Source organism: Rhizobium sp. SL86 (assembly GCF_026672545.1).
In the GTDB taxonomy this organism is placed as follows: Bacteria; Pseudomonadota; Alphaproteobacteria; order Rhizobiales; family Rhizobiaceae; genus Neorhizobium.
Map to the genome: position 1 here is coordinate 414,513 of NZ_JAPPRJ010000002.1, position 25,955 is coordinate 440,467.

The following is a 25,955-nucleotide window of genomic DNA, read 5'->3' on the forward strand; positions in this document are numbered from 1 at the left end:
CGATCATTTGCCGGTGAAACGCCCTTGCGCACAGTCCCAGAAGACCAGCCTCATGTCTCCGACCATGGGCGGCCTACATGCATTGGTACGCCCACCTTGCACCGTCGCCCGGCCGTGGCTTGTCAATCCTGGAGTTTTGCCGGGGCAAAGGGCCGAGCCAGACCGCAATCTCCCGATTGTTTTGAAGGCCCGACGCAGGAGTAAAGACAAAGACCCGCTGGCGGCTGGCGATCGACGCCGGAAACGGTGCAAAATCGGTTCAGTTACCCGCTTGACAAGCAGGCGAATTAATTTAACATGTTAAATATAAACGGCGGGAGGAACCATGCCGCATTTCACCTTCGATTATTCGGCCAATCTTGAGGGAGTGGTCGACATGAGGGCGCTTGCGCGCCTCATTCACGAGACGATGATGCAGATCGGGCTGTTCGAACTCGGCGCCATCCGGGTGCGCGGTTTTCGTACCGACGCCTATGCCATCGCCGATCTTCTGGCGGAAAATGCCTTCATCGACATGTCGTTGCGCATCGGCAAGGGCCGTAGCGACGCTGACAAGAAGCGGGCTGGCGAGACGATCTTTGCCGCGGTTTCCGTCTTCCTTTCGGAACGCTTCGAGACGCCGCATTTCATGCTTTCGCTGGAGATCCGCGAGATCGACGCAGACTTGAGCTGGAAAAAGAACGCCATTCACCCAAGGCTTCGACAGAAGACCGGCTGACCCCTCCCGCACCGACGGACACAGCGTCACGGCACCTAAGCAATTCTCATGGAGATGACCCATGTCGACATTTCAAGACAATCTCGCCAAGGCTGAGGCCTACCTGAAAAAGTTCGAAGGCGGCGTCAAAAACCGCATCGGCGGCGAAGACCACGATGCGCTGGACGGCGCAAGCTTCGAGACGATTTCGCCGGTTGACCTGAAGGTGCTAGCCAAGGTGGCCCAAGGCAAGGCTGCCGACATCGACCTGGCTGCCAAGGCTGCCAAGGCCGCCTTTGCTGAATGGGCCGCCATGCCGGGTGAGGCCCGCAAGAAACTGCTGCACAAAATTGCCGATGCCATTGTCGCTCGCGCCGAGGAAATCGCCTTCGTCGAGTGCATGGATACCGGGCAGTCGCTGAAATTCATGGCCAAGGCAGCACTTCGCGGCGCTGAAAACTTCCGCTTCTTCGCAGACCGCGCGCCCGAGGCACGGGACGGCAAGTCGCTGCGCGCGCCGGGCCAGGTCAACATGACCACCCGCGTTCCGATTGGGCCGGTTGGCGTCATCACGCCCTGGAACACGCCCTTCATGCTGTCCACCTGGAAGATCGCACCGGCGCTGGCCGCCGGCTGCACCATCGTTCACAAGCCGGCGGAATTTTCACCTCTGACGGCGCGGCTTCTCGTTGAAATTGCCGAAGACGCCGGCCTGCCAAAGGGCGTCTGGAATCTCGTCAACGGCTTCGGCGAGGATGCCGGCAAGGCCCTGACCGAACATCCGCTGATCAAGGCCATCGGCTTTGTCGGTGAAAGCCGCACTGGCTCGATGATCATGAAGCAGGGTGCCGATACGCTGAAACGGGTGCATTTCGAGCTTGGCGGCAAGAATCCGGTCGTGGTGTTTGCCGATGCCGATCTGGAGCGCGCTGCCGACGCTGCCGTCTTCATGATCTACTCGCTGAACGGCGAGCGCTGCACATCCTCCTCCCGATTGCTGATCGAGGAGAAGATCTACGACCAGTTTACAGCGATGGTGGCGGAAAAGGCCAAACGTATCAAAGTCGGCCATCCGCTCGATCCGGAAACGGTCGTCGGCCCGCTGATCCATCCCGTGCATGAAAAGAAGGTTCTGAACTATATCGAGATCGGCCGTTCCGAAGGCGCCAGGGTGGCGGCGGGCGGTGAAAAATTCGCCGGTCCCGGTGGTGGTTGTTATGTTTTGCCGACACTGTTTACCGGCGCCAACAACCAGATGCGCATCGCCCAGGAAGAAATCTTCGGTCCGGTGCTGACCGCGATCCCCTTCAAGGACGAGGATGAGGCGCTGGCGCTCGCCAATGATGTCCAGTACGGCCTGACCGGTTATCTCTGGACCGCCGACGTGACCCGCGCCTTCCGCTTCACTGATCAGCTGGAAGCAGGAATGATCTGGGTGAACTCGGAAAATGTCCGCCATCTGCCGACCCCGTTTGGTGGCGTCAAGAATTCCGGGATCGGCCGTGACGGCGGCGACTGGTCCTTCGACTTCTACATGGAAACCAAGAACATCGCATTCGCGACCAAGCCGCACGCCATTCAGAAGCTGGGCGGCTGATCAGGACATCTGGAGGAAAAGACATGCCCGTTCCAACACCAATCCTTTATCCGCCCTTTAATATTATCCGTCTGAGCCATGTCGAGTTCGGCGTGAAGGATCTCGCCCGCTCGCGCGCCTTTTATGTCGACACGCTTGGTCTTCAGGTGACGGATGAAGACAAGGACGCCATCTATCTGCGGGCCATGGAAGAGCGCGGCCACCATTGCATCGTGCTGCGCAAGAGCCATGAATCGGTTGCCCGCGACCTTGGCTTCAAGGTATTCTCCGAGGAGGATCTCGACAAGGCGGAACATTTCTTCAAGGCCAAGGGCCTGCCGGTGGAATGGGTCGAGCGACCGTATCAGTCGCGCACCTTCCGTACCCGCGACCCACACGGCACGCCGCTGGAATTTTATTCCAAGATGGACCGCCTGCCGCCGATCCACCAGCAATATGCGCTCTATCGCGGCGTCAAGCCGCTGCGCATCGACCATTTCAACTTGTTCTCGTCGGATGTCGATGCATCGGTTGCCTTCTACAACGAGCTTGGTTTCCGTGTGACGGAATACACCGAAGACGAGGAGACCGGTAAGCTGTGGGCTGCCTGGATGCACCGCAAGGGCGGCGTGCATGATATCGCCTTCACCAATGGCACAGGGCCCCGTCTGCACCACACGGCTTTCTGGGTGCCGACGCCGCTCAACATCATCGACCTTCTCGACCTGATGTCCAGCACAGGCTGGGTGGCGAATATCGAGCGTGGACCGGGTCGCCACGGCATTTCCAACGCCTTCTTCCTCTACGTCCTCGATCCCGATGGCCACCGCATCGAGATCTATTGCTCGGACTACCAGACGGTCGATCCCGATCTGGAGCCGATCAAATGGGATCTGAAGGACCCGCAGCGCCAGACACTCTGGGGTGCGCCGGCTCCGCGCTCCTGGTTCGAGCATGGCAGCCTGTTCGAAGGTGTGGAACCGAAGGCATCCGAACTCAAGGCCCAGCCGATCATCGCGCCCTGACCTTTTCCCGCGGGCGGCATGTCCCATGCTGCCCGACCGATCCTCTTAGCAAGGCCAGTTCATGCAGCTCAAGGACCCGACACTCTTCCGCCAGGCCGCCCTTGTCGGGGGTGACTGGATCGAGGCCGACCCGGCCAAGTCCATCGCGGTGGACAATCCCGCAACCGGCGAGATCATCGGGCGCGTGCCCAATCTCGGCGCCGATGAAACCCGCGCCGCAATCGACGCGGCCAGAGTGGCGCAGGTGGAATGGGCTGGTCGTACTGCGAAGGAACGAAGTGTCATTCTGCGCCGCTGGTACGATCTGGTCATGGCCAGCCAGGATGATCTCGGACGGATCCTGACTCTTGAGCAGGGCAAGCCGCTGGCAGAGGCCAAGGGGGAAATCGCCTATGGAGCCTCCTTCATCGAATGGTTCGCCGAAGAGGCGAGGCGGCTTTACGGGGACATGATCCCGGGCCACCAGAAGGACAAGCGTATCCTGGTCATGAAGCAGCCGATCGGCGTGGTTGCTGCGATCACGCCGTGGAACTTTCCGAACGCGATGATCACCCGCAAGGCAGGCCCCGCCTTCGCTGCCGGTTGCGCGATGGTTCTCAAGCCGGCGTCGCAGACACCATTTTCGGCAATCGCGCTCGCCATCCTCGCGGAGCGGGCCGGTGTACCAAAGGGTCTGTTCAGCGTGCTCACCGGGTCTGCCCGCGTGATCGGTGCGGAACTGACGGCGAGCCCGGTCGTGCGTAAGCTCACCTTTACCGGCTCGACGGAAGTCGGGGCGGAGCTTTACCGGCAGTCGGCGCCGACCATCAAGAAACTCGGGCTGGAACTCGGTGGCAATGCGCCTTTCATCGTGTTCGACGATGCCGATCTGGACGCAGCAGTGGACGGTGCGCTGATTGCCAAGTTCCGCAACAATGGCCAGACCTGCGTCTGCGCCAACCGGATTTACGTGCAGGATGGCGTCTATGATGCCTTCGCTGAAAAGCTGGCCAGTGCGGTCGGTCGGTTGAAGACCGGAAACGGCTTCGACGAGGGGGTCACGCTCGGTCCGCTGATCGACGGCAATGCGCTTGCCAAGGTCGAGGAGCATGTCGCGGATGCCTGCGCGCAGGGCGGACGGGTGCTGGCCGGAGGCCGGCGTCACCAACTCGGTGGCCACTTCTACGAAGCAACCGTTATCGCGGACGTCACACAGACGATGATGGTGGCGAAGGAGGAAACCTTCGGGCCGCTCGCTCCCCTGTTCCGGTTCAAGGACGAAAACGATGTGATCGCTCAGGCAAACGACACCGAATTCGGGCTCGCCTCTTATTTCTACGCCAAGGATCTCGCACGCGTCTTCCGGGTGGCGGAGGCGCTGGAATACGGGATGGTCGGCGTCAATACCGGCCTGATCTCGACAGCCGAAGCTCCGTTTGGCGGTGTGAAACTGTCAGGCCTTGGACGCGAAGGCTCGCGTTACGGCATCGAGGAATTCACCGAAATCAAATATGTCTGCCTCGGCGGCATTCAGTAGGAGCATGCCATGACCTCCCATCCGCGTTTTCTCAGCTTCAGCACGGCAGATGGTCGCAAAGGCTACGGACTTGTCAAAGGTGAGGGCGTCTTTGATCTCTCGGCGCGTCTGGGTAGACGCTATCCGACCCTCCGCGAGGTGATCGAGGCGGATGTTCTCGTGCAACTGGCGCAGGATCACGCGGATGAGGCGCCGGATTTTGCTTTGTCCGAGATAACCTTCGAGATCCCCATTCCCGCGCCGGAAAAGATCATCTGCGTCGGGGTGAACTTTCCGGACCGCAATGAGGAATACAAGGACGGGCAGGCCGCCCCGTCCAATCCTTCTTTGTTCATCCGCTTTCCGCGCTCCTTTACTGGACACGGCCAGCCGCTGATCCGTCCGCCGGAAAGTCCCCAGCTCGATTACGAGGGCGAGATTGTCATCGTCATCGGAAAAGGTGGCCGAAGGATCGCGGAACAGGACGCTCTCAACCACATCGCGGCGCTCTCGCTGTGTAACGAGGGCACCATCCGCGACTGGGTGCGGCATGCGAAATTCAACGTGACCCAAGGCAAGAATTTCGACCGGACCGGCTCCATCGGCCCCTGGCTCATTCCCTTCACCGACGAAAGTCAGCTGGCCGACATCAAGCTCGAAACCCGGGTCAATGGCGAGGTTCGCCAGAGCGACCGCACCAGCCGGATGATCTTTTCCTTCCGCAAGATCATCAACTACATCTCGACCTTCACCACGCTCGTACCGGGCGACGTGATCGTCTGCGGCACGCCGACCGGTGCTGGTGCCCGTTTCGATCCGCCGATCTGGCTGAAGCCGGGCGACGTGGTCGAAGTCGAGGCCGAAGGTCTAGGCATCCTCAGCAACACCATTGAAGACGAGGCATGACATGTTGAGCCCCGAGCAGATCGAAGCCGCAGCGGCAAAGCTCGACGAGGCGGAGCGGACCCGCATCCAAACTGGCCTCTTGTCGCTCGTCCATCCCGACATCGGCATGGACGACGCCTATGCTATCCAAGGCGCCTGGGTGAAAAAGAAGGCTGCCGTCGGCCGCAAGGTGATCGGCTGGAAGATCGGCCTGACTTCCAAGGCCATGCAATACGCCCTCAACATCGATATCCCGGACTCTGGCGTCCTCTTCGACGATATGGTCTTCGAAGATGGCGCTATCGTTCCGAAAGATCGCTTCATCCAGCCACGCATCGAGGCTGAGATCGCTTTCATCATGAAAGCCCCGTTGAAGGGGCCGGGCGTAACGGTGTTCGACGTGCTGAACGCCACCGATTACGTGACGCCCGCGCTGGAGATCCTCGACACCCGTATTCTGCGGGTCGATCCGGAAACGAAAAAGACGCGGACGGTGTTCGACACGATTTCCGACAATGCCGCCAATGCTGGCATCGTTACCGGCGGGCGCGCAGTGCGCCCGGACCAGATCGATATGCGCTGGATGGGGGCGATCGTCAGCCGCAATGCCGAAGTCGAGGAAACGGGACTGGGCGCGGGTGTGCTCAATCAACCGGCCCGTGGGATTGCGTGGCTCGCCAATCGGTTGGCGCACTATGGGGATGGCATCGAGGCGGGGCAGGTCGTGCTCGCTGGCTCGTTCATCAGGCCCATCGAGGCCCGACATGGCGATACGATCGTCGGCGACTTCGGTCCTTACGGCTCGGTCAGCCTCTATTTCGAATAAGGAAGCAGAAAACAATGCCCGCACCGCGCAATTTCTTCAAGCAGGGGCTGAAAGAAGGCCGCCTGCAGATCGGCCTCTGGCAAGCGCTGGGCAGCCCGAACACGGTCGAGATCTGTGCCGGTGCCGGTTACGACTGGCTGCTTCTCGACGCCGAACACGGGCCGAGTGACGTTCCGCGGCTGGCCGAGCAATTGCGCGCGATGCGCGGTTCGTCCTCGCAGGCCATCATCCGCCCGCCGATCGGTGAGACCTGGATCGTCAAGCAGATGCTGGACATCGGCGCACAGACGCTGCTGATACCCATGGTACATGATGCGCAAACGGCTGCCGAAATGGTCAAGGCCGTGCGTTACCCGCCGCAGGGTGTGCGCGGTGTCGGCGCGGCGCTGGCGCGCGCCTCGGATTTCAACCGTATCGGTGATTACCTGCAGACGGCCAACGACGAGATTTGCCTGCTGGTGCAAGTGGAGAGCCGTGTCGCGATCGACAACCTCGATGCGATCTGTGCGGTCGATGGTGTCGACGGTGTGTTCATCGGACCTTCTGACCTTGCTGCCGATATGGGGTATCTCGGGCGGCCTGGCGCTTCTGAAGTCCAGGAGGTGGTGGAGCGATCCATCGCCCGCATCATCGCTTCCGGTAAGGCCGCCGGGATCCTGATCGGCGATCTCGGGCTCGCGAAACGTTATGCCGAACTCGGAGTCACGTTTGTCGGGATCGGCAATGATGTGGGGCTGCTCAGCAATGCCGCTTCCCGATTGCTCAAGGATTTCAACAATGCACAACCGACTCAGCCGACGGCGGACACAAAGGTCTACTGAGGGGTAAGAGCCACTGGCCCCGGCATTTGACAAAAGCCAGGTTTGTTAACATGCTCAGTAACTGGGTGACCGACTTTGGGAGGAGGCGGACATGCATTTGGGGAGCTTGGAACATTGCGTTCCGACGCATTGGGTGACGCGCGAGTTCGACGCCTGGACGTCGGACCTCAAATCCATCTGCGGCCGTTTCAATCCCACCCGGTACGACGGATCGAACGTGGTACGCGGTTGTGCCGCCCTGTCTCACGCCGCGGGTGTTGAACTGGCGCAGGTGGCGAACGATCTCGATTACATCCGCCGTGATCCCGATGACATCCGGGCCGATCAGGGCGACAACCTGTTCCTGCTGTTGCAGCTGGAAGGCTCCTGTGGGGTCGAACAGTCAGGCCGTCAGGAGCAGCTCCACCCGGGGGAATGCATTCTCGTCGATTCCACGAGGCCGTCCGTCTTTTACTTCGGCGGCTCATTTTCCAATCACCTGTCCGTGCACCTGCCCAGACAGATGCTGTTGTCGGATCGGGCCGTGCGGATTTCGGTGACGCGCAAGATCAGGGCGGATGACCCGATGTCGATCATGCTCGGCGCGCTCGTGGCCAAGATGATGAGCACATCAAGCGATGACAATCGGGCGCCGCATCTCAGGGAGCTGCTGTTCAACACGACGCGACAGGCCTTCGCGTCCGATCCGGGCGAAGAATTCTTCGTCCGTGGCGACAGCGGCACGGGACGGCTTGAGGTCGTCCAGGTGCTGATCGACGAGAACCTGACCGAGGAATATCTGACGCCGCAATGGCTTGCCAACCGCGTTGGCGTTTCGTTGCGGACCCTTCAGGAGGACCTAAGTTCGCAGGGCATGACGGTGACCGGCATGATCAAGCTCAAGCGCCTGCACCTTGCCCGGGCGAGGCTTGAAAGACTGCGGGGCGCGCATCATCCGGGCGCTATTGCGGACGTCGCCTATTCGGTCGGTTTCAATGACATTTCCTACTTCAATCGCAGCTTCCGCAAGCTGTTCGATTGCTCGCCCAAGGATGTGGTGATGGCTTGAGGCGGTTGCCGCGCTTTTGTCCAATTCATGCCGCGCCGTGATCCAAGAATTACCGACGAGCATTGGCTAGTCTCCTTCCATTGCAGTGCATGGGAGGATGTATCATGCAGGAATTTACGCTTGTCATCGGTGGCAAGGCGGTTGCGACCACGCGTCACAAAGAAGTCAGGAACCCCTCCTCGGGCGCGGTCGTGGGCATGTCGCCACTGGCCACCATCGACGATCTCAACACTGCCGTATCCGCCGCCAAATCTGCCTTCCCTGCCTGGGCCGGCCGGTCCTCCTCCGAGCGTGCAGCGCTCTGCGCGCGTGTGGCGGAGACGATCGAGGCGAATGCGGAGGAACTGGCACGGCTTCTCACGTTGGAGCAGGGCAAGCCGCTCAACGGGCTCGGTTCGCGCTTCGAGATCGGCGGTGCTGTTGCCTGGACACGCCACACGGCGTCCTTGGATCTGCCGATCGAGGTGGTCCAGGACGGTCCGGAGGGCCGGGTGGAATTGCATCGAAAGCCGATCGGCGTCGTTGCCGCCATCACGCCGTGGAACTGGCCGGTCATGATCGCCTGCTGGCATATCATCCCGGCTATCCGTACCGGCAATACCGTGGTGATCAAGCCGTCGCCGAACACGCCACTGACGACCATCCGTCTCGTGGAACTGATGAACGAGGTGTTGCCGGCCGGTGTCGTTAACGTCATTGCCGACAACAACGATCTCGGAGCAGCGCTGACCTCCCATCCAGATATCGCCAAGATCACCTTCACCGGGTCGACCGCCACGGGACGTCGCGTGATGGCATCCGCCGCCGACACGCTGAAGCGGTTGACGCTCGAGCTTGGCGGTAACGATGCGGGTATCGTCCTGCCCGATGCCGATCCGAAGGCGATCGCCGAAGGTCTGTTTTGGGGCGCGTTCATCAACAGCGGCCAGACCTGCGCCTGCCTGAAGCGCCTCTATGTGCATGACAGCATCTACGATGCGGTGTGCGATGCGCTCGCTGCCTATGCGTCCGCCATCAAGGTGGGTGACGGCCTGGCAGAGGAGGTTGTTCTCGGCCCGCTTCAGAATTCGGCTCAGTTCGACATCGTCTCGGCCTTCGTCGAAGATGCGGTTGCCAAGGGCGGTCGGGTGCTGACGGGTGGTGCGCCACAGGGCGGACCCGGTTACTTCTATCCCGTCACCCTTGTCGCCGATGTCGATCACGGTGCCAAGCTCGTCGACCTCGAGCAGTTCGGTCCGGCCCTGCCGATCATCCGCTACCACGACATCGAAGAGGCAATTGCCAAGGCCAACGACAATCCGAGCGGCCTCGGCGGCTCGGTCTGGTCGGGCGATGTCGCCAAGGCCAAGCAGATTGCGGCGCGGCTCGAATGCGGTTCGGTCTGGATCAACAAGCATGGTGCGATCCAGCCCAATGCGCCCTTCGGAGGTGTGAAACAGTCCGGGATCGGCGTCGAGTTCGGCGTCGACGGGCTGAAGGAATTCACCACCATCCAGACCGTTTTTTCCTGAACCGATCGGCACGTTTTTCAAGGCGCGGCTGTTGCGAGACCGTGCGGGAGACTCAAATGCGTGAGTTTGATTATATCGTCGTTGGTGGCGGATCCTCGGGTTCCGTGGTGGCCGCACGTCTTTCGGAAAATCCGGCCAACACGGTCCTGCTGATCGAGAGCGGACAGAAGGACACTGCAAAGTTCATTCATATCCCCGCCACCTTCTTCAAGGTGATCGAGAAGGGGAGGGACGTGCAATTCTACATGTCCGAACCGGATCCCGGCATCAAGGGCAAGCCGAATGTCGTGCCGCAGGGCAATGTTCTCGGTGGCGGTAGTTCGGTCAATGCGATGATCTATATCCGTGGCCAGCGCCAGGACTACGAGACCTGGGCGCAGATGGGATGCCGGTCCTGGTCCTATGAGAAAGTGCTTCCCGTCTTCCGCGATCTTGAGGGCAATCAGCGGCTTTCGGGAGAGTTTCACGGCGCGGACGGCCAGTTGAAAGTGTCGGACCGCCGCTATGGCCATCCCTTGTCCTGGGCCTTCATCCGTGCCGCCCAGGAGGCTGGGATCAAGTATAATGAAGACTTCAATGGTGCCGAGCAGGAAGGCGTCGGCTTTTACCAGACGACGACGAACAATGGTCGCCGCTGGAGCGCCGCACAGGCATTCCTGCGGGAAGCCGAAGGTCGCGACAATCTTGAGATCATGACCGGCATCAAGGTCGAAAAGATCCTGTTCGAAGGGCGCACCGCAACCGGCGTGCAGCTCTCGTCCGGCGAAAGGGTGAAGGCGCGTGGCGAGATCGTGCTGACGGCGGGCGCGATTGCCACGCCCAAGATCCTGCAATTGTCCGGCATTGGTGCTGCCGAGCACCTGCGCGCGCATGGGATCGAGGTTGTGGCAGATCTGCCGGGCGTCGGGGAGAACTACCAGGATCATCTGGAGGCGACGGTTCAGGCCGAAGTCAGCATTATGTCGCTGTTCGGCCAGGACAAGGGCCTCGCAGCCGTCAGCCACATGCTGCAATACATGCTGACGAAGACAGGTCTGCTGACCTCGACCGTCGTGGAATCCGGTGGCTTCGTCGACACCGCTGGTCTTGGCCAGCCTGACATACAATTCCATGTGCTCCCGAGCTTCAATGGCTTCGGAGAGCGGCTGGCCGAGCCGGGACATGGCATCTCGATTGGTCCGTGCTTCCTGCGGCCGCAGTCGCGCGGCACCGTCAAGCTTCGTTCGGCCAATCCCCGGGATCCCGCACTCTTCCACGCCAATTCCTTCGCAAATCCGGCCGATCTGGAGACCCTGGTCCGCGGTGTGGAGCTGGCAATCAAGATCACCGAGGCGCCGTCCCTGGCGAAGATCATCACGCGTCGCGTGCTGCCGAGACCCGGCATCGAGAAGGATCCGGAAGCCCTGCGCGATTACATCCGCGGTGTCTCAAAGACCGTCTTTCATCCCTCCGGTACGGCCAAGATGGGCGTCCGGGAAGATCGTATGGCCGTCGTCGACGAGGAGCTCAAGGTCTTCGGCGTCGACCGGCTTCGGGTTGCGGATGCTTCGATCATGCCGACGCTCGTCTCGGGCAACACCAATGCACCAACCATCATGATCGGGGAGCGCGCCAGCCGCTTCATCTTGGGTAGGGATCGGGCGGCCTGAGGAGATCGCGCGATCAAAACCGGCCTTTGGGCCACGACGCCGGGTTCCGGCAGATTGGGAGGAAATTATGAAATCGCATCTTTGGGGCGGATCTGCCGCCATTGCCGTCCTGCTCCTGCTCTCGGCGGGCTCCGCCGCCGCCGCGCCAAGCTGCGGCTTGAACAACGGCCGGGCGGCGACCGGTGAACCGATCAAGGTCGGGGCGATCGTCGGTCGGACGGGCCCCGACGATTTCTCGTCGGCCTCGCGTGCGGCGAAGGCCTATTTCGACTGCGTGAACGCCAATGGCGGGATCCATGGCCGCCCGATCGAATATCTCGTCGAGGACGACCAATGGAACCCGGAAGTTGCCGCGCAGGTCGCGACCAAGCTGGTCAAGGACGAAGATGTGGTTGCGCTCGTCGGCAACGCCTCCTTCGTCGAGATGGGCGTGAATGCCAAGCTCTACGAGGAAGAGGGCGTGATGGCCATGGCCTCCGGTTGTGCCGTGGCCGAATGCTTCGAATCGAAGAACATCGTTTCCACCAACGAGGGTCCGCTGCCGTCTTCCGTCGGCGCGGCACAATGGGCAGTCGCCAATCTCGGCTCGACCAATGTCGTGTGCATCGGTCTGACCATTCCGAGCGTCGGCCCGTATTCCTGCGGCTGGGTCGAGAAATACATGCAGTCGAAGAACCTGGCAGGCACAAGCGTACTGCTCGATCCCTCGGCGGCGGATATGAACTCGGCCTTTCTCGAAGCCGTGGCCTCTGGTGCAGATACGGTGCTCGTTAATCTGCCCGCAGGCATGGCTGCAGCGTTCCTCAAGGCGGCTCTCGAGTCCGGCCAGCGCGACAGCTACAAATGGATCTCCTCCACGCCGCTTTATGATCGTGATGTTCCAGCCATGCTCGGGACCGACTGGTCCGGCGTCATGTATGTCAACATCGAGCTGACACCGATCGACGGAAAAGGTCCGGATGCGAGCAACTGGCGCGCGGTTCTCGACGCGTTTGGCACTGCCGATGATCCGCGTGACACGTTCAGCCAGGCCGGATACCTCTCTGCCCGCTTCTTCGTCGCTGCCATCCTGCAACAGGACCCGGCAAAGCTCGACCGTGCCACGGTGACCGAGGCGATCCGCAACATCAAGAACTACACCTCCGACCTGCTGTGCGGCCCGTATTACGTCGGCCCAGGCGATCGCCACATGCCCAACCACGCCAACATGATGGTCCAGATGATCGAGGGTGGCTACAAGATCGTCGGTGAGTGCATGGACGTGGACAGTGCCTATCTCGATCCCTACCGCGCCAATGAAAAAGCGCTCGGCATCGTGAACTGAGGCGGTCGCGGTCATGCTGGGCACCTATGGAATGTTCCTCGTCTCGGGGCTCGCCGTCGGCGCCCTCTATGCGCTGGGTGGGGTGGGGCTTGTGATCCTCAACCGCGCCACCGGTGTACTCAACTTTGCTTATGGTGCCATTGGTGCCGTGGGCGCCATGACCGCCTGGCAGGTGCTGGAATGGCACCTGCCGGAGCCTCTTGCCTGGGCGGCCGCCATGGGGGTGAGCCTCGCTCTCTCGCTTGGCTTCGGCCTGCTGGTCGCTCCGCAACTCGCCCACCGGGAGCCGGTCATCAAGGCGGTGGCAACCCTCGGCTTTGCGCTGTGTCTGCTCGGCCTGATGAACCTCATCTGGATGGTGACGTCGCGCAAGCTCGGCCTGTTCTCAGACAGTCTCGGTTTTTCCATCATCGGGGTCCGTATCAATGGCACCCGGTTGATCGCGCTGGCCGGCGGGGTGACCGCCACGATCGCGATGGGGATCTATCTGTCGAGAACCTGCACGGGTCTGCTGATGCGGGCGCTCGCCGACAACCGTGAGGTGGCGGCCATTCTCGGTGTCCCTGTTCGCCGCGTCGAGGCCATCGCCTGGGGCATCTCGGGCGTGCTGGCCGGCTTCACGGGCCTCCTGTTCGGAGGGCTGGTGCGGCTCGATCCGGCAGTTCTTACCTTTCTCGTCATCCCGGTGATCGCCACGACCATCATCGGACGACTGAAATCCATTCCCGTCACTTTCGTGGCCGGGCTTCTGATCGGAGTGACCGAAAGCATGCTGACCCTGGTAAAGCCGCTCGCTCCATTCCGCGTGGCCGCTCCCTTCGTCATCGCGACGCTGGCTCTGATGTGGCTGCAGCGCGGTCGACGACTGACATTCGCGGGAGAGGATTGAGATGATGGCATCGGATCCTCCGGTGGTTTCCACGCCTGCGCTGGCCCTCTGGCGATCGCGTTCGATCGGCCTCCTGTTACTCGTTGCAGCTCTCGCGCTCCTGCCGCCGCTGCTTTTAGCATCGCTCTGGCTGAAGGTCCTGACGGGGGTGGCGATTTACACGCTGACGGCTGCGGCCATCGCGCTGCTCTATCGACGTCTCGGCCTGGTGTCGCTTGCCCACGTCGCGCTGATGGGGGCCGGCGGTTGGGTCGGGTTGAGGCTCGCCTATGGTCTCGGTACGCCGTTCGAGGTCAACATGCTGGCCGGCGGGATTGCCGCGGCAGGGCTCGGGATGGTCTTTGCCTATCCGGCACTGCGCATGCGCGGGCTCTATCTGGCCCTCGTCACATTGATGATCGCCGGCGCCTTTGCCATCATCGTGAATGTTCTGCAGTTTCCCAATGGCGGCGGTGGATGGTCCGGTTTTGCCGTTAAGTCTGCGGGATACATGCCGCGCCCGGCCATCGCTAGCAATGACGTGGGCTATTATGCCTATTGCGTCGTCGTGACGGCACTCGGCATGGCTCTCATTCACTGGCATGAGATCGGGAAAGCTGGTCGGGCCTGGGCGCTGATCCGCCGCTCCGAGGCGGCTGCGATGTCCAGCGGGGTCGATGTGCCTTTCTACAAGGTCTGGGCCTTTGCCTTATCGGGCTTCCTCGCCGGGATTGCCGGCGTGTTGCTTGCCGGCAATCTGCAGATGCTTGATGCGCGCAGTTTTCCCGCGGCCGAATCCGTGATGATCTTTGCCCTGACCATCGTCGGTGGCGCCTGGAACCCGGTCGGAGCGTTGATCGCTGCCGCGCTCTACCGCCTCGTTCCCGCGTTGCTGAATGACTTCGGCGTCAACGGCGATGCCGCCTACATCATTTTCGGTGCAGCCCTGATCCACGCACTTGCCACTGCTCCCAGAGGCATTGCCGGCCAGCTCGAGGATCTCGCGTCCCGACTGTTCGGCAGATCGAACGGAGGGAACACCAGATGATCGAGATCGACGCAGTGACCGTTTCCTTCGGCGGCGTGACGGCGCTGAACACGCTCACCGTGCAGCTCGATGCGCCGGTCGTCGGCATCATCGGGCCGAACGGCGCGGGTAAGACGACGTTTCTCAACGTGTTGTCCGGTTTCGTCAGGCCGAATTCAGGGCGAATCCATGCCTTTGGCCGGGAACTCACGGGAATGCAGCCCCATCAGAGGGCGCAATGGGGGCTGCGCCGATCCTTTCAGAAGGAACAGGCGGTCGACGAATTGACGGTGGAAGACAATGTCCGGGTGGTGCTCGATTCACTGCCTCTGTCGCGCGACGTGGTGGAGGATGCGTTGACCGGAGCCCTCGAATTCACGGGGATCAGCGCCCTCCGCCGCCGCTCCGTAGCCGGGCTCAATGCCTTCGAACGGCGCATGACGGAGCTGGCGCGTTGCGTCGCGGGTTCACCCAAACTCATTCTGCTGGACGAGCCGGGAGCCGGTTTCTCGCAGAGCGAGGTAGCGACGCTGCGGTCTGTAATCAACGGGATTGCTGAAACGATCGGCGCGCGGACTTTCCTGATTGATCACGATGTCGATCTGATCCAGGCCACCTGTCAGCGCACCATGGTTCTCGATTTCGGTTCGCTCGTCACCTATGGCGAGACAGCCTCGGTGTTGGCCGATCCGAAGGTGCGGGCGGTCTATCTTGGCATGGAGGAAACGTGATGCAGGCTCTGGAGATCGAAGGACTGACCGTCCGGCGGGGCGTCAAGTGCGTGGTGGACGGCGTGTCGATGAGCCTCAAACCGGGTACGGTCACGGCACTTCTAGGGCCGAATGGTGCGGGCAAGAGTTCGCTGGTGCTGGCCTTGGCCGGCGTCCTCCCGCTTGAAGCCGGATCCATCCTGATGGGGGGGCGGCGCATCTCCGGCCTGGGGACCGAGGCGGTTCGGGCTGCTGGTGTGGCGGCCGTTCCCGAGGGGCACCGGGTATTGCCGGGGCTTTCCGTCGACGACAATCTGCGCACCGCGGGGCATGCCCATTCTCGCGCCGAGCTGGAGCGTGCGCTTGATGAGATCTATTCGATTTTCGGGGAATTGGCGGAGAGGAAGAGCCAGCGTGCCGGCTCCATGTCTGGTGGACAGCAGCAGATGCTGGCACTCGGGCAGGCGCTGATCTGCCGGCCGAAATTCGTGCTCGCCGACGAAATGTCCCTCGGGCTAGCGCCGCTGATCGTCAAGCGGCTGATGGGCGTGGTGGAACGGCTTGCTCGCGAAGGCACCGGCATACTGCTGATCGAGCAGTTCACCGCCGTGGCCCTGTCGCTCGCCGATCACGCCATCGTCATGTCGCGCGGGCGGTTCGCCTATTCCGGCGAACCCCAGCGCCTGATTTCGGAGCCAGACATCCTGCATAAGGCCTATCTGGCCTGAATGCGAATATCCGCGGGGTCGGCCTCTCCGTCTGGTCGAGAAGACTTGATACGGTTCTGTCGCCACGCGGCCGGGGAGACGCCCGTTCGCTTGCGGAAAAAGCGGGAAAAATAGGCGGGGTCGTCGAAGCCGATTTCACGGGCGATATCTTCCACCGAGCGGATGGTGAACATCAGCAGTCGCTTGGCTTCGAGAAGGCGTCGCTCCATCAGCATCTCCTTGATGGATTGCCCGAAAGTCTCTTTTGCTGCCTTGTCGAGCAAGTGCGGCGTCGTGGAGAGCAGGGTCACGTAGCGGGTGACGGTCCAGTCCTCGCGGTAATGCTGATCGATCGCACGGCGCAGGTTGTTGGCCAGCCGTTTCGAAGGCGAGGCTTCGGTGACGTCGCCGCCACCGCCAAGCCGGGCGATCTGGGACAGCATGACGCCGATCAGGCCCGCAAGCAGCCGGGGACTGGTCGTGGTCGTGCCGAGATACTCGTCGACGACCATGTCTGAAAGATGGTCAAGCCGGATCCAGGCCGGATCTCCCGGGCTGCCTTCGAGGAGGCAGGGGGTATCAAGCGGCAGATCGACGCTCGATGCCAGTGAACGAAGCTGGTCGTCGGAAATGGAAATGACCACCGCATCCGAATGCTCTTCGACATCGAAGCCATGGACGACGCTCGATGGCACGAAGCTGACGGTCGGAGCCGAAAAATTCCAAGTCCGATCTTCGATCCTATAGGTCCCTCCACCTTTGAACCAGTAGGTGATTTGTCCCATCTGTGGATGCTTGTGCGGCGAAACATGGCCGAAATGCACGCTTCTGCGCTCCATGACCGTTTCCACGTGGAAAAATCCGACATCCAGCGCGCGGGTCGGTTCGCCATAAACGAAGTAGGTCGGCACGTCTTGTCTGTCCGTCATGCCGGAAAAAGTACCAGCGAATTGTACCCTTTGTCCATGGTCCGGAACCGGCAGCGGATTTAACTTTTGTTAGAACTAAAGGGAGGATCGCAGATGCGTGCAGAGGACTATCGGAAAGACAAAAGGCGTCCGTTCACTGGCGCCGAATACCTGGAGAGCCTGAGGGATGGTCGTGAGGTCTATATCAACGGCGAGCGTGTCGCTGACGTCACGACCCACCCCTCGATGCGCAATTCGGCGCGCTCCATTGCGCGTATGTATGACGCCTTGCATGAGGAAAAGACCAAGGCGCGTCTGACCTCTCCGACCGACACCGGTTCGGGTGGCTACACGCACAAATATTTCCGCGTCGCCAGGTCTTCAGAAGAACTGGTCGCGCAGCAGGGTGCGATCGCCGACTGGGCGCGCATGTCCTATGGCTGGATGGGGCGCACCGCCGATTATAAGGCTGCCTTGATGAACACGCTCGGCGCCAATGCCGACTGGTACGGTCCGTTCAAGGACAATGCGCTTTCATGGCACAAGCGCGCCCAGGAATCCGTGCTGTTCATGAACCACGCGATCGTCAATCCACCGATTGACCGCCACAAGCCGGCGGATGCGGTGAAGGACGTCTTCGTCCACATCACCAAGGAGACGGATGCCGGCATCTATGTCTCGGGTGCCAAGGTCGTCGCCACATCCTCGGCCCTGACCCATTACAACTTTCTTGCCCAAAGCTCGGCGACCGTGACGGAGGATCCGTCGCTTTCCGTCATGTTCATCGTTCCGATGAATGCGCCCGGCATAAAGATGTTCTGCCGCGTCTCCTATGAGCAGACCGCAAGCGCGGCCGCGCAGCCCTTCGATTATCCGCTGTCATCACGTTTCGACGAAAACGATGCGATCCTCGTGCTCGACAACGTCTTCGTGCCCTGGGAAGACGTACTTGTGCTGCGCGATGCGGCAAAGATCCTGTCCTTCCACCCGGCCTCCGGCTTCATGCACGGTTATTGCTTCCAGGGCTGCACCCGTCTCGCGGTGAAGCTGGATTTCCTGGCCGGGCTTCTCGCCAAGGCGCTGCGCGCCACAGGCGGCGATGCCTTCCGGGGCAATCAGGCAATGCTGGGCGAGGTCATCGCGATCCGCCACCAGTTCTGGACCTTCTCCAATGCCATGGCGCACAACCCGATCCCGTGGGCGAATGGTGCGGTCCTGCCGAACCTCGAGGCGGCACTCTGCTATCGTACCTTCATGTCGGAGGCCTATCCGAAGGTCATCGACATCGTGCGCCGGACCGTGGCTTCCGGCCTGATCTACCTGCCGTCGTCGGCCAAGGACTTCCAGAACCCCGATATTGACCGTTATCTCGCAAAATATGTCCGCGGCTCGAACGACATGGGCCATATCGAGCGCATCAAGATCATGAAACTTCTGTGGGATGCGACGGGAACCGAATTTGGGGGGCGCCATGCGCTCTACGAGCTGAATTATGCCGGCGCTCCTGAAGAAGTTCGCCTGCAGGTGCTCAAAGGTGCCGAACGCGGCGGGCGTCTCAAGGAAATGGAGGCTCTCGTCGACCAGTGCATGGCCGACTATGACGAGAACGGCTGGACCGGTGACACCTGGATGCCGCCGCAGGACGACCTGCGCGCCCTGCGCGACGCGGCCGAATAGGGGGCGACCATGACAGCTTCCGTTTCGAAGACCGAATTTCGCAACGCCATGGCCAGGGTCTGTGCCCCGGTCAACGTGATCACCACCAATGGACCCGCCGGGCGCGGCGGGTTCACCGCCACTGCGATGTGCTCGGTGACAGACGAGCCGCCAACGCTTCTCGTCTGCATGAATTCACGGTCTTCACAGACCGGTCTGTTTGTCGAGAACCGCCAGTTCTGCGTCAACGTGCTGACCCAGGAACACCGCGACCTCGCCGGTCTCTTCGCTGGCCAACAGAGCGACATGGAGGCTCGTTATGCCGCCGCCGACTGGACCAACCTTCCTTCCGGCAATCAGGCATTGGCAGACGCCATCGTCTCGTTCGACTGCCGCCTGATCGAGGCGCGTCTGGTCGGAACACACAACATCTTCATCGGCGAAGTCATCGACATACGGTGCCGGCGTGATGGGCACGCGCTCATCTATTTCGATCGGAACTATGTCCATGTTCCGACGCAAACCGGGAGCTATGGCGGTTAATCCAACCGCTTCCACAAAACACAGTCCGTAGATCTCGAGCCATCGCGATCTACGGCCACGCACCCATGTCTCCATCGCGCATTGATACATGTCTCTGTGCCATCAGGCCCGGATCTGAGCGAGCGCGATTTCCCCTTAACGCGGAGCTTTGGCTGCGACGGCGTCGTTTTGTCATCATGGCCGCAGTTCCCGGCCTGCTGCCCGGCCCCAAAAGCGGAAGGCACCTATCCCGACGTTACGATCGCCATCTGCGCATGCTTTTCTACCAAGCAGTGCCGGTCCTTTTACACTCAGGAAGATCCATCCCTAAATCTGGCATAATCGGGCCAGCTTGAACGGCTCAGAACATCCGTCTCAATGCGCACGGCCGACATCTAACTCGACAAGTTGTCCGGCCCGTGGATAGAGTGACGCCAGGCCGCTGGGAGGTGAGCCAAACGCAGTTCAGCCAATGTCGCCCTATGCACCGCTCGTGTCATCACACGCGTGGTGGCTCTGATTGTCCGAAGGTTGCAGAGACAGCTATGACGGAACTCACCTCATCGTTCAGCTACAACCCGATTCTTGTCGTCCTTTCTGTGGTTGTGGCAATTCAGGCCGGTTACGTGGGCATCAGCCTCGCGCTTCTCATCCCGGGCGCCTTTGCCAATCGGCGCCGCCTGCTGATTGCAGGTTCGGCCATCACGCTCGCGGTCGGCATCTGGAGCATGCATTTCATCGGCATGTTGGCCATCACGACGTCCGTCGCAATCGACTATGCCGTCGTGCCCACGCTTCTCTCATTCCTCATCTGCAGTCTCGTCACCGGTGTTGCGATCTACCTGGCGAGCCTGCGATCGCAGCGCCTGATGGTGATTGCCGCAGCGCTCATGGGCATCGGCATCACCACGATGCATTATGTCGGCATGGCTGCCGTACATTCGGTCTTTCATCTCACGCACGATCCCGCCTATGTGCTGGCCAGTATCGCGATCGCCATCGCAGCGTCCGGTCTCGCACTCTGGCTCGCCTTTTCCGCCGATCGGCGGCCGCCGTTGTTTCTGTGTGCCGTGGTGCTTGGCTGCGCGGTCTCGGGTATGCACTATATGGCCATGGCCGGAACCACACTGCATCTGGCCACCGCACAGCTTGCAAACACGACATCCTTGATGTCCGGCGACATATTGGCCGCGATTGTGAGCGTGGTTGCCTGCAGCATCTCGGCCGTCTTCATGCTGGCGCTCATCCCTTCGGAGGCGAGGGAGGCGCACGGCGAACACCTCTGGCGCGCGGCGCACGGCGTGCCGAACGATCCTCTTCCGGAAGGACCACACGCTGACGCACCCCCGCCGGACTTGCTGCAGCCGGCCGAGCCGCGCCTCTTGCCGGGCGCGAGCGGACCCGCAGAGCCCACATCAACGGCTGCATTGCTCGCCCCCATTCTGTCCGCAGGCGATCTCCTGCTGCCCATCGAAAAGAATGGCAAGCGCTTTCATATTGCAGCGGATGACATCGTGTCGGTGCATTCCAACGCGCATTACACCTACATCTTCAATGGTCGCGACGACCTCTTCTGTCCGTTGTCCATCTCCGACATCGCAGCGCGCCTGCCCGAGGCGATGTTTTCTCGGATCCATCGCGGCTACATCGTCAATCTCGTCTTCGTTGTCCGCATCAAGAAGGCAGGGGATTCGGGCGTGGTTGAACTCGATTCACCCATCAGGCGCACCGTGCCCGTCAGCCGGTCGAGGCTGGCGGGCTTTCGAACAGAGCTTGCTGCCTTCAAAGCCTCTCAAAGCACTGCCTCGACCGGCCACTGTTAGGTCAGTTTCCCTTCCGCATTTCGTGCGAGCCCTACCGCATTTCGTGCAAATCGGCGCGTTTTAGTGCGCTTGCCGTTGTCTGGCGGCGGCAATCAACGCCTGTTGTCGAGACGCGGCGAGATCCTCGGAGGATTGGTCTCTCGTCGGGCGAGACGAAGCTTTGGGAGGAGCGGCGGATGATACCAGGAACGTTCGACTACCATCGGCCAACGACGGTCGAAAGCGCTGTCGCGCTGCTGATGAAGCTTGGCGAGGACGCAAGGCCGCTTGCCGGCGGACACAGTCTGATTCCTTTGATGAAGACACGGCTGGCCTCGCCCGAGCATCTGGTGGACCTTTCGGCAATCGAGGGACTGCGCCGTGTGGAGGTAGAGGGCAACGATGTCGTCATCGGTGCGATGACGACGCAGCATTCGGTCATCACCAGCACTGTGCTGGCGGAGCTTGTCCCCATCCTGCGCGAAACAGCGCTTGTTATCGCCGACCCCCAGATTCGCTACAAAGGCACCATCGGCGGTAATTGCGCCAATGGTGATCCCGGCAACGACATGCCGGCGCTGATGCAGTGTCTCGGGGCCAGCTATCAGTTGACCGGCGCGGACGGCAACCGCCTGGTTCCGGCGCGTGACTTCTATCTCGGCGCTTACGAGACCGCTCTGGAACCCGGCGAGATCCTCACCGAGATCCGCATTCCGGTCCCGCCAGCCGGTCACGGTTACGGCTACGAGAAACTCAAGCGCAAGGTCGGAGATTACGCGACGGCGGCGGCGGCGGTGGTCATCACCATGGTTTCCGGCACCTGCACCAGCGCATCGATTGGCCTGACCAATGTGTCGGAAACGCCGCTCTGGGCCGCCGAGGCCGCAGGGATCCTGGTTGGCAGCACGCTTGATGCTGCAACCGTCGATGCGGCAGTGGCTGCGGCCGAGGCCATCACCAATCCGGCCTCCGACATGCGCGGACCTTCTGAGTACCGCACGAAGATGGCGGGCGTCATGCTGCGCCGCGCGCTTGAGCGGGCCCGCACCCGCGCCATAGCATGAGGGGGAAGACAATGACGAAATCGCACATCAAGGTGACCATCAACGGCAAGCCGGTCGAGGCTCTCGTCGAACCGCGCACGCTGCTCATCCATTTTCTGCGCGAGCAGCAGAACCTGACCGGCGCCCATATCGGCTGCGATACCGGCCATTGCGGTGCCTGCACCGTTGATATGGACGACATGTCGGTGAAAAGCTGCATGACCTTCGCGATCCAGGCCGATGGCGCACGCATCACCACAATCGAAGGGGTCGCCAATCCGGACGGAACACTGAGCGCCCTGCAGGAGGGTTTTCGCATGATGCACGGGCTGCAATGCGGATACTGCACGCCGGGCATGATCCTGCGCGCTCATCGCCTGCTGCAGGAAAACCCCAATCCGACCGAAGATGAAATCCGCACCGGCATTGCCGGCAATCTCTGTCGTTGCACCGGCTATGTGAACATCGTCAGGGCCATCCAGTATGCGGCGGCCAAGATCAATGGAACACCGTTTCAGGAGGCCGCGGAATGAACGAGCAAGTCAAGATCGATATCGATCGCGCCGAGCGGACCGAAAAGCTGCAGGGCATGGGCTGCAAGCGCAAGCGCGTCGAAGACGTGCGTTTCACGCAAGGCAAGGGCTCCTATGTCGATGATCTGAAGCTTCCGGGCATGCTGTTCGGCGATTTCGTCCGTTCGCCCCACGCGCATGCGCGCATCGTCAGCATTGACACGTCGCGGGCGAAAGCGCTGCCGGGCGTGGTCGCCGTGCTGACGGCGGCGGATCTGAAGCCGCTCGGCCTGCACTACATGCCGACGCTGGCCGGCGACGTGCAGGCGGTTCTGGCCGATGAAAAGGTCCTGTTCCAGAACCAGGAGGTGGCCTTCGTTATTGCCGAGGATCGCTACATCGCCTCGGACGCGACCGAACTCGTGGAGGTCGTCTACGAAGCGCTGCCCTGCATCGTTGATCCGTTCAAGGCGATGCTGCCGGATGCACCGATCCTGCGTGAAGACATCAAGGACAAGATGGTCGGCGCCCATGGGCCGCGCAAACATCCCAACCACATTTTCGAATGGCAGATCGGCGACAAGCAGGCGACTGACGATGTTTTCGCCCGGGCCGATGTGACGATCAAGGAAATGCTGGTCGACCATCGCACCCATCCGTCGCCGCTGGAGACTTGCCAGTCGGTCGCCTCCTTCGACAAGGTCAAGGGCGAACTGACGCTGTGGGGCACGTTCCAGGCACCGCATGTCATCCGCACGGTCGTCTCGCTGATTTCGGGCCTGCCGGAGCACAAGATCCATGTGATTGCCCCGGATATCGGCGGCGGTTTCGGCAACAAGGTCGGCGCCTATGCGGGTTATGTGTGCTCGGTCGTCGGATCGATCGTGCTGGGCGTGCCGGTCAAATGGGTGGAAGACCGCATGGAGAACCTTTCCACCACCTCCTTTGCCCGCGACTATCACATGACCACCGAACTCGCCGCCACTAAGGACGGCAAGATCCTCGGCATGCGCGTGCATGTGCTAGCCGATCACGGCGCCTTCGATGCCTGCGCCGACCCGTCGAAATGGCCGGCCGGATTCATGAACATCTGCACGGGCTCCTACGATATCCCTGTCGCGCATCTGGTGGTGGACGGTGTCTATACCAACAAGGCGTCCGGCGGCGTTGCCTATCGCTGTTCGTTCCGGGTCACGGAGGCGGTGTTTGCCATCGAGCGTGCCATCGAAGTGCTGGCCCAGAAACTCGGCATGGATGCAGCCGAGCTTCGGATGAAGAATTTCATCCGGGCCGAGCAGTTTCCGTATCACTCGGCGCTCGGCTGGGAATATGACAGCGGCGATTATCACATGGCCATGCAGAAGGCGATGGATGCCATCGGCTACAAGGCTCTGCGTGCCGAGCAGGCGGAAAAGCGCGAGGCTTTCAAGCGCGGTGAGACGCGTGAACTGATGGGCATCGGCATTTCCTTCTTTACGGAAATCGTCGGGGCGGGACCCGCCAAGAATTGCGACATTCTCGGCATCGCGATGTTCGATTCCGCCGAGATCCGCATCCACCCGACGGGCTCCGTGATTGCCCGGATGGGCACCAAAAGCCAAGGCCAGGGGCATGAGACGACCTATGCCCAGATCATTGCCACCGAGCTTGGCATTCCCGCCGACGACATCATGATCGAGGAGGGCAATACCGATACGGCACCCTATGGTCTCGGCACCTACGGGTCGCGCTCCACCCCGGTTGCTGGCGCCGCGACCGCCGTGGCTGCCCGCAAGATCAAGGCCAAGGCACAGATGATCGCCGCCCATATGCTCGAAGTGCATGAGGGCGATCTGGAGTGGGACATCGACCGTTTCCGCGTCAAGGGTCTGCCGGAGAAGTTCAAGACGATGAAGGAGATCGCCTGGTCGGCCTATAATGCGCCGCCGCCGAACCTCGAGCCCGGTCTGGAGGCGGTGAACTATTATGAGCCGCCGAACATGACCTATCCCTTCGGCGCCTATTTCTGCGTCATGGATATCGATGTCGATACGGGTGTCGCCAAGACGCGGCGCTTCTATGCGCTCGATGATTGCGGCACGCGCATCAATCCGATGATCATCGAGGGGCAGGTGCATGGCGGGCTGACGGAGGCGTTTGCCTGCGCCATGGGCCAGGAGATCCGCTACGACGACATGGGCAATGTCATGGGAGCATCCTTCATGGACTTCTTCCTGCCGACCGCCGTCGAGACGCCGAAGTGGGAAACGGACTTCACGGTGACACCTTCGCCGCACCATCCGATTGGCGCCAAGGGTGTGGGTGAAAGCCCGCATGTCGGTGGTGTGCCGTGCTTCTCCAATGCGGTCAACGACGCCTACGCCTTCCTCGGTGCCGGCCACATCCAGATGCCGCACGATGCCTGGCGGTTGTGGCAGGTCGGCGAACGTCTTGGGCTTCACGGATAAGGCTGGATCAGTCGATGGCCGTCAGACGCCCCCAGGAGAAGATTGCCGCAGAGATGGTCGCGGTCGGGTATGTGCCCGATCGTGACCTGTCGACCGCGCTCTGGCTGATGGAAAGCCTGTCGCGGCCGCTGCTTCTGGAAGGCGAGGCGGGTGTCGGCAAGACGGAGGTCGCCCGCGCCCTGGCGCTCGCACAGGATGCCAGGCTGATCCGGTTGCAGTGTTATGAAGGGCTGGACCAGAATTCGGCTCTTTATGAATGGAATTACCAGCGTCAGCTGCTGGCGATCAAGGCGCGTGAAGGCCTTGATGCCGACGCGGTGGAAGAGGCGATCTTTTCGGAAAAATATCTGCTGGAGCGGCCCCTTCTGGCCGCCATCCGGCAGGCAAAGCCACCGGTTCTCCTGATCGACGAGGTCGACCGGGCGGACGAGGAGTTCGAGGCCTTCCTGCTGGAGCTTCTGTCGGATTTCCAGGTGTCGATACCGGAACTCGGGACGGTGACGGCAACCGCTATTCCGCGGGTCATTCTGACCAGCAACGGCACCCGCGAATTGTCCGACGCGCTGAGGCGGCGGTGCCTCTATCACTATGTCGATTTTCCCGATGTCGATCGCGAGGCGCGGATCATCCTGTCGCGACTGCCGGGCGTCGATACGGCACTCGCGCTGCAGATCGCCGCCATGGTGGGGCTGATCCGCAAGGAGGAGTTGCGCAAGACGCCGGGCGTGGCCGAAACGCTCGATTGGGCCGCAACGCTGGCCGGCCTCGACATTCGGCACCTGCAGGACGAGCCCGAAGCGGTTTATGAGACGCTGATGTGCCTGATCAAGACGGCCGAGGACAAGGCCCGTATGTCGCGTGAGGTGACCGAACGCCTGCTCGGAAAGGTGGCCTGA

The 25,955-nt window shown here is 61.4% G+C and carries 23 protein-coding genes; 22 read left to right on the forward strand and 1 reads right to left on the reverse strand.

What is annotated here, in order from left to right; translation table 11 throughout:
- Positions 1 to 325 precede the first annotated feature (325 nt).
- From OU993_RS14160 to OU993_RS14230, 15 genes are all read left to right on the forward strand, one after another.
- Complete coding sequence (locus OU993_RS14160; protein WP_268158385.1) at positions 326 to 718, forward strand: 5-carboxymethyl-2-hydroxymuconate Delta-isomerase; 393 nt, start codon at positions 326 to 328, stop codon at positions 716 to 718.
- 61 nt (positions 719 to 779) lie between these two features.
- Complete coding sequence (gene hpaE, locus OU993_RS14165) at positions 780 to 2,294, forward strand: 5-carboxymethyl-2-hydroxymuconate semialdehyde dehydrogenase (RefSeq protein ID WP_268158387.1); 1,515 nt, start codon at positions 780 to 782, stop codon at positions 2,292 to 2,294.
- A 23-nt stretch (positions 2,295 to 2,317) separates the two neighbouring features.
- On the forward strand, positions 2,318 to 3,298 hold the full coding sequence (gene hpaD / locus OU993_RS14170) for a 3,4-dihydroxyphenylacetate 2,3-dioxygenase (protein ID WP_268158389.1): 981 nt from the start codon (positions 2,318 to 2,320) through the stop codon (positions 3,296 to 3,298).
- Between the two features lie 61 nt (positions 3,299 to 3,359).
- Positions 3,360 to 4,814: an NADP-dependent succinate-semialdehyde dehydrogenase gene (gabD, locus tag OU993_RS14175; protein ID WP_268158390.1), complete on the forward strand. Its 1,455-nt coding sequence runs from the start codon at positions 3,360 to 3,362 to the stop codon at positions 4,812 to 4,814.
- Between the two features lie 9 nt (positions 4,815 to 4,823).
- Complete coding sequence (locus OU993_RS14180) at positions 4,824 to 5,699, forward strand: fumarylacetoacetate hydrolase family protein (protein WP_268158391.1); 876 nt, start codon at positions 4,824 to 4,826, stop codon at positions 5,697 to 5,699.
- Between the two features lies 1 nt (position 5,700).
- Positions 5,701 to 6,504, forward strand: a complete 804-nt coding sequence (gene hpaH, locus OU993_RS14185; protein ID WP_268158392.1) for a 2-oxo-hept-4-ene-1,7-dioate hydratase — start codon at positions 5,701 to 5,703, stop codon at positions 6,502 to 6,504.
- Between the two features lie 14 nt (positions 6,505 to 6,518).
- Positions 6,519 to 7,325, forward strand: coding sequence for a 4-hydroxy-2-oxoheptanedioate aldolase (gene hpaI, locus OU993_RS14190; RefSeq protein WP_268158394.1), 807 nt, complete (start codon positions 6,519 to 6,521; stop codon positions 7,323 to 7,325).
- Positions 7,326 to 7,416: 91 nt separating this feature from the next.
- Positions 7,417 to 8,373, forward strand: a complete 957-nt coding sequence (locus OU993_RS14195) for a helix-turn-helix domain-containing protein (protein ID WP_268158396.1) — start codon at positions 7,417 to 7,419, stop codon at positions 8,371 to 8,373.
- Positions 8,374 to 8,477: 104 nt separating this feature from the next.
- On the forward strand, positions 8,478 to 9,884 hold the full coding sequence (locus OU993_RS14200) for an aldehyde dehydrogenase family protein (protein WP_268158398.1): 1,407 nt from the start codon (positions 8,478 to 8,480) through the stop codon (positions 9,882 to 9,884).
- 56 nt (positions 9,885 to 9,940) lie between these two features.
- The gene (locus OU993_RS14205) at positions 9,941 to 11,533 is read left to right on the forward strand and encodes a GMC family oxidoreductase (protein WP_268158400.1); all 1,593 of its coding nucleotides are present in this window, start codon (positions 9,941 to 9,943) and stop codon (positions 11,531 to 11,533) included.
- A gap of 67 nt (positions 11,534 to 11,600) precedes the next feature.
- Positions 11,601 to 12,857, forward strand: a complete 1,257-nt coding sequence (locus OU993_RS14210; protein WP_268158402.1) for an ABC transporter substrate-binding protein — start codon at positions 11,601 to 11,603, stop codon at positions 12,855 to 12,857.
- 13 nt (positions 12,858 to 12,870) lie between these two features.
- Positions 12,871 to 13,746, forward strand: a complete 876-nt coding sequence (locus OU993_RS14215) for a branched-chain amino acid ABC transporter permease (protein ID WP_268158404.1) — start codon at positions 12,871 to 12,873, stop codon at positions 13,744 to 13,746.
- A 4-nt stretch (positions 13,747 to 13,750) separates the two neighbouring features.
- On the forward strand, positions 13,751 to 14,773 hold the full coding sequence (locus OU993_RS14220; protein WP_268158406.1) for a branched-chain amino acid ABC transporter permease: 1,023 nt from the start codon (positions 13,751 to 13,753) through the stop codon (positions 14,771 to 14,773).
- Entirely contained in the window at positions 14,770 to 15,483 is a 714-nt protein-coding gene (locus OU993_RS14225; RefSeq protein WP_268158414.1) for an ABC transporter ATP-binding protein, read from the forward strand. The genes OU993_RS14220 and OU993_RS14225 overlap by 4 nt, the downstream gene beginning before the upstream one ends.
- Positions 15,483 to 16,190: an ABC transporter ATP-binding protein gene (locus OU993_RS14230; RefSeq protein ID WP_268158417.1), complete on the forward strand. Its 708-nt coding sequence runs from the start codon at positions 15,483 to 15,485 to the stop codon at positions 16,188 to 16,190. The genes OU993_RS14225 and OU993_RS14230 overlap by 1 nt, the downstream gene beginning before the upstream one ends.
- Here the strand turns inward: OU993_RS14230 and OU993_RS14235 are convergent.
- Complete coding sequence (locus OU993_RS14235; RefSeq protein WP_268158419.1) at positions 16,178 to 17,098, reverse strand: helix-turn-helix domain-containing protein; 921 nt, start codon at positions 17,096 to 17,098, stop codon at positions 16,178 to 16,180. The genes OU993_RS14230 and OU993_RS14235 overlap by 13 nt on opposite strands.
- 93 nt (positions 17,099 to 17,191) lie before the next feature.
- Here OU993_RS14235 and OU993_RS14240 point away from each other — a divergent pair, with 93 nt between their 5' ends.
- The 7 genes from OU993_RS14240 (at position 17,192) to OU993_RS14270 (ending at position 25,955) form a co-directional block, all read left to right on the forward strand.
- Positions 17,192 to 18,754: a 4-hydroxyphenylacetate 3-hydroxylase N-terminal domain-containing protein gene (locus OU993_RS14240; protein ID WP_268158420.1), complete on the forward strand. Its 1,563-nt coding sequence runs from the start codon at positions 17,192 to 17,194 to the stop codon at positions 18,752 to 18,754.
- Between the two features lie 9 nt (positions 18,755 to 18,763).
- Positions 18,764 to 19,276 carry a flavin reductase gene (locus tag OU993_RS14245; RefSeq protein WP_268158422.1) on the forward strand — a complete coding sequence of 171 codons (513 nt, stop codon included), beginning with the start codon at positions 18,764 to 18,766 and terminating at the stop codon, positions 19,274 to 19,276.
- A gap of 524 nt (positions 19,277 to 19,800) precedes the next feature.
- A complete protein-coding gene (locus OU993_RS14250) occupies positions 19,801 to 21,078 on the forward strand; it encodes an MHYT domain-containing protein (RefSeq protein WP_268158423.1) in 1,278 nt (425 codons plus the stop codon).
- A 176-nt stretch (positions 21,079 to 21,254) separates the two neighbouring features.
- The gene (locus tag OU993_RS14255) at positions 21,255 to 22,121 is read left to right on the forward strand and encodes an FAD binding domain-containing protein (protein ID WP_268158424.1); all 867 of its coding nucleotides are present in this window, start codon (positions 21,255 to 21,257) and stop codon (positions 22,119 to 22,121) included.
- 11 nt (positions 22,122 to 22,132) lie between these two features.
- Positions 22,133 to 22,633: a (2Fe-2S)-binding protein gene (locus tag OU993_RS14260; RefSeq protein ID WP_268158426.1), complete on the forward strand. Its 501-nt coding sequence runs from the start codon at positions 22,133 to 22,135 to the stop codon at positions 22,631 to 22,633.
- Positions 22,630 to 25,059 (forward strand): aerobic carbon-monoxide dehydrogenase large subunit, encoded by a 2,430-nt coding sequence (locus OU993_RS14265; protein WP_268158428.1) that lies wholly within the window; start codon positions 22,630 to 22,632, stop codon positions 25,057 to 25,059. The genes OU993_RS14260 and OU993_RS14265 overlap by 4 nt, the downstream gene beginning before the upstream one ends.
- Positions 25,060 to 25,073: 14 nt before the next feature.
- Positions 25,074 to 25,955 carry an AAA family ATPase gene (locus tag OU993_RS14270; protein WP_268158429.1) on the forward strand — a complete coding sequence of 294 codons (882 nt, stop codon included), beginning with the start codon at positions 25,074 to 25,076 and terminating at the stop codon, positions 25,953 to 25,955.